Consider the following 6,595-nt stretch of genomic DNA (forward strand, 5'->3'; position numbering starts at 1 on the left):
CAAGCCTGGTCGCCTGACCCCAGTAACGAGTCTCTACCGAACCCGGGGCGGTTCATTCGACCTTGCCGCAGGTTTGCGGGTGATAGGGGCTGGAGTGGATGACCCGGCAGCCGTGCTCGCGGGCGAGGGTGCGGGAGAAGCGGCTGGTCAGGGTTTTGTCCCGGGTGCGGTTCTTGTGGGCGAACGCGGCCCCGTTGTCGGCCAGCACCATCCCGGGCGGGCCCCACTGGGCCACCGCTTTCCCGATCGCGGCCAGGGCGGCGTCGATGGTCTCCGCGGGCGCGACGTGGGAGGCGACCCAGACCCGGGAGCAGTCGTCGATCACATCGATCGCCACCACCGTGCTCCCGTCGGCCAGGGTGTACTCGGTGCCGTCGATCTGGTAGCAGTCCCGCGGCCGGGCATAGGAGAACCGCCGCCACGACGCGCGCGGCCGTTTGGCGGGGTTTTTGGCCAGCAGGCCGTGCCGGTCCAGGATCCGGTTGATCGTGGCCCGCACCGGCACCCGCCACCCCCGCCCGGCCCAGTCCTGGGTGTTCGCGAGTGTTTCCAGCCCGGCCCGGATGTTGTCCGCGCCGTTGTCCGGGGCCAGCTCGCCGCGCAGCCGCACGATCTCGGCCACGATCTCGGGCGGGGTCGCGTTCGGGGACGTTTTCGGTCGCCGTGACCGCGGCCGCCATTCGCCCTCGGCCTCGATCCGCTGGCGGTGCCGGTAAAACGTGCGCGGATTCACCCCGTTCGCCCGGCACCACGCCGCGACATTGTCGATCTTCGCACCGGCTACCAGGGTCGCGTCCATGAGCCGCATTATCGCCTGCTTCCTCGCCATGACCGCAGCCAAGACGATGATCAAGCGACACATCACCAAAGACACGCACTGTGCCACAACTCATGGGACTGAACACCGGTTCCAACCGGCGTAAACACTCACGACCACAGGTGCTCAGGTCCGGCGGGTCATCACCCGGTAGGTCAGTCCCAGCCCGGCCAGGCACCACGCGGCCAGCACCAGGAACGGCAGGCCGCTGACCCCGGTCACCGGGGTGACCAGCGTTTCCCGCACGGCCTGGGCCATGTAGGTCAACGGCAGCACCCGGTGCAGGTCCGCCAGCCAGGCGGGCAGCCGGTCCGGCGGGAAGTTGATCGGGGAGAACATCAGGGCGAAGAACAGCATGGCCTGGCACACCAGCAGGGTCACCTCGGCGCGCAACGCGTACCCGATGCCGTACCCGATGCCGACCGCGGTCAGCGCGACCAGCAGAAACGCGGGCAGCACCAGCGGGCTGAGCCGGAAGTGCAGGTCGAACTGGAACCAGCCGACGAAGATCGACGCGACCACGCCGGGCAGGGCGATCGCCATGGCGACCGTGGTGTCCGCGGCCAGCATCGCCGTGCGCGGCACCGGAAGGGCCCGGTTGAAGTCGAAGACGCCCTGCAGTTTCGTGGTGGCCACGTGCTGGGGCGCGATCACCATGCCGATGGTGATCAGCCCCTGGACCGGCGCGCCGGTGGCGAGGAACAGCGCGGTCGCGTCGTCGATGCGCGGCACCAGGAACGACAGGCCCACCATGAGCCCGATCGCCAGGCCCGCCTGCAGCAGCAGGGTGAGCGGTAGTTCGTGGCGCCGCCGGAGCGCGTTCCAGCGCAGCAGCAGGCCGTAACTACTCAACCAGTGCCGCATGGGCGGGCTCCTCGCCGACGAGTTCCACGTAGACATCCTCCAAACTGGACGGAAGCAGGGCGAACTCCTCGATCAGCCCGGCGGCGCGCAGCCGCTGCGCCCAGGCGAGCGCGGCCGGGGCGGCTTCCTCGCGCAGCGGCACCGAGATCCCGCGTGCGGAACGACCGGCGGGCCCGGCGGTCGGCAGCTCCGGATCGGGCACGGCGGTCGCGGCCCGGCCGCCGGACAGGGTGAGGCGCAGCTCGCCCGCGGTCCGGGCGCGCAGTTCGGCGGGGCTGCCCTGCGCGAGCACGCGGCCCGCGCCGAGCACGACGAGCCGGTCGGTGCTGAACTCCGCCTCCGCCACGTTGTGCGTGACCAGCAGGACCGCGCGCCCCTCGTCGGCGAGCGCGCGGATCCGGGTCCACAGCAGCCGGCGGCGCACCGGATCGACGTCGTTGGTCGGTTCGTCGAGCATGACCACCCGGCCCGGTTCGCCCGCCGCCATCCCGAACGCGGTGAGCCGCCGGACCCCGCCGGACAGCCGTTCGCCCCGGGTGTCGGCCCATTCCTCGATGTCGAGCGCGGCGAGCAACTCGTCGGTCCGGGCCCGGGCCCGGCGCTTTCCCGCGCCGCGGATGCGGGCGAGCAGCTCGATCGCCTGCCGGGGTGTCACCCCGGCCAGCGGCGCATGTCCTTGCGGCATCAGCGAAACGACCCGTCGCGCCCGCGCGGGTTCGGCGACCGCGTCGAAACCGTCCAGGGTGATCGTGCCCGAGGTGGGCGCGGTCAGCCCGGCGACCTGGTTGATCAGCGTGGTCTTGCCCGCCCCGTTGTGGCCGAGCAGCCCGAGCACCTCACCGGCCCGGACCCGCAGGGAAATGTCGTCGTTGGCGCGGACGCTTTTGTACACCTTGGACAGGTGCTCGATCGCCAGCATGACCTGACGGATGCGTGCGGACCGCCGTCATGACGCGACGAGCGCACGCCCTCCCGCGCAGTGACCCAGAGCACAGGGCGGTGGCGTCATCGGCACGCCCGTCCCACATCAGGTTCGTGTCCGCGGCGCTCGCCCGGACGAAGTTGTCACGGATGAGGGAGACCATGACCAATCCATTCGAGAATCCGGACGGCGAATACCTCGTGCTGATCAACGACGAGGGGCAGTACTCCCTGTGGCCCGCGTTCATCGAGGTGCCCGAAGGCTGGGTTGTGGTGCACGGCAAGGACACCCGGCAGGCCTGCCTCGACCACATCGAGGAGAACTGGACGGATATGCGGCCACGCAGCCTGGTGATCGCGATGGACGGTTCGGCGGACTGAACAAACCGAATTCGCGACGGGAGAAAACGATGGCGGGTTTGGCGTTGACGGCAGCGCAGTCCGGAATCTGGTTCGCCCAGCAGTTGGATCCGGCCAATCCGGTGTTCAACATCGGCGGATACCTGGACATCCACGGCCCGGTCGAACCGGACCTGGTGGCGGCCGCGGTGCGCCGGGTGATCGCCGAGGCCGAAACGCTGCGGGTCCGCTTCCACGACGACGGTGCCGGGCCGCGCCAGGAGATCCTCCCGGACACGGACGCGTCCCTGTGCTTCGTCGAGCTGGGCGGCGAACCCGATCCGGTGGCCGCCGCCGACGCGTGGATGCGCGCCGAACTGGCCCGGCCGGTCGACGTGCTGCGCGACGAACTCTTCCGCTTCGCCCTGCTGAAACTCGCCGACGACCGGTTCGTCCTCTACCAGCGCTGCCACCACCTGATCGCCGACGGCTACACGATGGCGTTGCTGCCGCGCCGCACCGCCGAGATCTACACCGCGCTCGCCGCGGGCACGCCCGTCGGCGAGAACCCGTTCGGACCGCTGGCGGATCTGGTGGCAGCGGACATCGCCTACCGCGCCTCCGCCGACTACGCCGCCGACCGCGAGCACTGGACCGCCCGGTTCGCCGACCTCCCGGATCCGGCGAGCCTCGCCGATCGGCCCCCGGCCCCGCCGCGCGCCCTGCTCCGCCACACCGCGAACCTGAGCGAGTCCACTATAGACAACTTGACGAAGGTGGCGTTCGCGGCGCGGGCGCCGTGGCAGTCGCTGATCGTCGCGGCCACCGCGGAGTACCTGCGGCGACTGGCCGGGGTGGACGAGGTGGTGCTCGGCCTCGCGGTCACCGCACGCCCGGGGCCGGCGGCCCAGCGCGTGCCCGGCACCACGGCGAACGTCCTGCCGCTGCGGCTCGCGCCGCGCGCGGACCGGCCCCGCGCGGACCTGCTGCGCCAGGTGTCGTCCCGGATGCGGGAGGCCCTGCGCCACCAGCGGTTCCCGTACGAGGATCTGCGCCGCGAACTGAAGGCGGTGGGGAAGCCGCTGGCCGGAACGCAGGTCAACATCATGACCTTCGACGCCGAGCCGACGTTCGGCGGCCACCGCGCCGAACCGCACAACCTGTCGGCCGGGCCGGTGGAGGATCTGTCCGTGCAGATCCGCCCGGGCGCCGACGGCCGCGGGCTGCGGATCGACTTCGACGCCAACCCCGAGCGGTACACCGCCGACGAACTGGCCGCGCACCAGCGCCGGTTCCTCGGCTTCCTGACCGAATTCGCCGGTGCGGACGCGGATCGGCCGATCGGCACGCTCGCGGTGACCACCCCCGCCGAGCGGTCCCGCGTGCTGAACGACTGGAACGACACCGCGCGGGCGATCCCGGCGCTGACTTTCCCCGAACTGTTCGAGGCGCAGGCCGCGCGCACCCCGGACCACCTCGCCGTGGTCTCCGGCTCGATCCGGCTCACCTACGCCGAGTTGAACGCCCGCGCCGACCGCCTGGCCCGGCGACTGGTCGCCCGCGGCGCGGGACCGGAACGGTTCGTGGCGATCGCGATGCGCCGCGGCCCGGATCTGGTCACCGCCATCCTCGCCGTGCTCAAGGCGGGCGCGGCCTACGTCCCGGTCGATCCGGACTACCCGGCCGAGCGCGTGGCCTACCTGCTCCGCGATTCCCGGCCCGCGTTCGTGCTGACGGACACCACCGCCGACCTGCCGGACCCGTCCGATGTGGACCTTCCGCGACCGTTGCCGGGAAGTCCCGCCTATGCCATCTACACCTCCGGTTCCACCGGGAAGCCGAAGGCCGTGGTCGTCACGCATGCCGGTATCGCGAGTTTCGCCGCGGCGGAGGTCGAGCGGTTCGCGGCGGGACCGGACAGCCGCGTGCTCCAGTTCTCGTCGCCCAGTTTCGACGCTTCGGTGCTGGAACTGTGCCTCGCCTGGGCTGCCGGGGCGGCACTCGTGGTCCCGGAAGCCGCCGGGCCGCTCACCGGTGAAGCGCTGGCCGCGGTGCTGCGCGAGCACCGGGTGACGCACGCGCTGATCCCGCCCGCCGCCCTCGCCGGGGTGCCCGCGGCGAACCTGCCCGCATTCGGCACGCTCATCGTCGGCGGCGAGGCGTGCCCGGCGGACCTGGTGAACCGCTGGGCGCCCGGGCGGCGCATGGTGAACGCCTACGGGCCGACCGAAGCCACGGTCGCGGCCACGATCAGCGCGCCGCTGGCCCCGGGAGCCCCGCCGATCGGCACGCCGATCCCGAACACCCGCGCCTACGTCCTGGATTCCGCGCTGTCCCCGGTGCCGCCCGGGGTGACCGGTGAGCTGTACCTCGCGGGCGCCGGGCTGGCCCGCGGTTACCGGGACCGGCCCGGCCGCACCGCCGAACGGTTCGTGGCCTGCCCGTTCGAAAAGGGAACCAGGATGTACCGGACGGGCGACCGGGTGCGCTGGACCGCCGAGGGTGTTCTCGAATACCGGGGCCGCGCCGACGATCAGGTGAAACTCCGCGGGTTCCGGATCGAACCGGGCGAGATCGAGGCGGTGCTGACCGGGCACGAGTCCGTCACCCAGGCGGCCGTGATCGTGCGCGAGGACGTGCCCGGCGACCGGCGGCTCGTGGCCTACCTCGTCGCGGACGCCGACCCCGCGGACCTTCGCGAGTACGTGGCCGGGCTGCTGCCCGCGCACCAGGTGCCGTCGGCGTTCGTCGTGCTGCCCGAACTGCCGGTGACCGCGAACGGCAAGCTGGATCGTACGGCCCTGCCCGCGCCGACCGGCACGTCCGGGACCGGCCGGTCGCCGCGAACCCCGGCTGAGGAACTGCTGTGCCGCCTGTTCGCCGAAACGCTCGGCGCCGCCGCGGTCACGATCGACGACGACTTCTTCCACCTGGGCGGGCATTCGCTGCTGGCGACCCGGCTGGTGTCCCGCGTCCGCGGGGTGTTCGGCGTCGACCTCCAGCTCCGCGACCTGTTCGAGGCGCCGACCGCGGCCGGACTCGCGGCTCGGCTGGACAACGCACCGCTGCTTGTCCAGTCGGTCCTCGCGCGGCGGGAGCGGCCGGAGCGGATCCCGTTGTCGTTCGCGCAGCGGCGGTTGTGGTTCCTGAACCGGCTGGAGGGGCCGTCGCCGACCTATCACATGCCGATGCTGCTGCGGCTCACCGGTGACCTCGACCTCGAGGCGTTGCGGGCCGCATTCGGCGATCTGGCGCGGCGGCACGAGACCCTGCGCACCGTGTATCCCGAACTCGACGGGGAACCCGCGCAGCTGATCCTGCCCGAGGGCGCGCCGCCGCTGTCCGTTGTGGACGTTCCGGAGGAAGAACTGGGCAAGGCGCTGGAGAAGGCGATGAGTCGCGGCTTCGATCTGGCCGCCGAGATTCCGGTGCGGGCCGAGGTGTTCACCCTCGCCCCGGACACGCACGTCCTGCTGGTGCTGGCGCACCACATCGCCGGGGACGGCTGGTCGCTCGAGCCGCTCGCGCGCGATCTGGCCACCGCGTACGCGGCGCGGGCGGCCGGGATCGCCCCGGAGTTCGAGGCGTTGCCGGTGCAGTATGCGGATTACACGTTGTGGCAGCGGGAAGTGCTCGGGAGTGAGCAGGATCCGG

The 6,595-nt window shown here is 71.8% G+C and carries 5 protein-coding genes; 2 read left to right on the forward strand and 3 right to left on the reverse strand.

Annotation, left to right across the window (positions count from 1 at the left end; all coding sequences use genetic code 11):
* Window positions 1-52: 52 nt before the first annotated feature.
* From FXO23_RS39920 to FXO23_RS39930, 3 genes are all read right to left on the reverse strand, one after another.
* Complete coding sequence (locus tag FXO23_RS39920; RefSeq protein ID WP_158892208.1) at window positions 53-829, reverse strand: DDE-type integrase/transposase/recombinase; 777 nt, start codon at window positions 827-829, stop codon at window positions 53-55.
* Between the two features lie 114 nt (window positions 830-943).
* Complete coding sequence (locus FXO23_RS39925; RefSeq protein ID WP_158892210.1) at window positions 944-1,681, reverse strand: ABC transporter permease; 738 nt, start codon at window positions 1,679-1,681, stop codon at window positions 944-946.
* On the reverse strand, window positions 1,662-2,600 hold the full coding sequence (locus FXO23_RS39930) for an ABC transporter ATP-binding protein (RefSeq protein WP_158892212.1): 939 nt from the start codon (window positions 2,598-2,600) through the stop codon (window positions 1,662-1,664). Before FXO23_RS39930 ends, FXO23_RS39925 begins: the two co-directional genes overlap by 20 nt.
* 164 nt (window positions 2,601-2,764) lie before the next feature.
* Between FXO23_RS39930 and FXO23_RS39935 the strand changes: the two genes are divergently transcribed.
* A complete protein-coding gene (locus FXO23_RS39935; protein ID WP_158892214.1) occupies window positions 2,765-2,983 on the forward strand; it encodes an MbtH family protein in 219 nt (72 codons plus the stop codon).
* A 38-nt stretch (window positions 2,984-3,021) separates the two neighbouring features.
* Window positions 3,022-6,595 (forward strand): non-ribosomal peptide synthetase (locus FXO23_RS51190; RefSeq protein ID WP_218952292.1); only part of this gene is annotated, 3,574 nt, incomplete at its 3' end.

The sequence above is a fragment of the Amycolatopsis anabasis genome (assembly GCF_009765355.1).
Taxonomy (GTDB): Bacteria; Actinomycetota; Actinomycetes; order Mycobacteriales; family Pseudonocardiaceae; genus Amycolatopsis; species Amycolatopsis anabasis.

Bases quoted from the DNA above. Each gene is read 5' to 3' on its own strand.
- FXO23_RS39935 (WP_158892214.1), top strand. From the start codon at position 2,765: ATGACCAATCCATTCGAGAATCCGGACGGCGAATACCTCGTGCTGATC.
- FXO23_RS39920 (WP_158892208.1), bottom strand. From the start codon at position 829: ATGGCGAGGAAGCAGGCGATAATGCGGCTCATGGACGCGACCCTGGTA.
- FXO23_RS39925 (WP_158892210.1), bottom strand. From the start codon at position 1,681: ATGCGGCACTGGTTGAGTAGTTACGGCCTGCTGCTGCGCTGGAACGCG.
- FXO23_RS39930 (WP_158892212.1), bottom strand. From the start codon at position 2,600: ATGCTGGCGATCGAGCACCTGTCCAAGGTGTACAAAAGCGTCCGCGCC.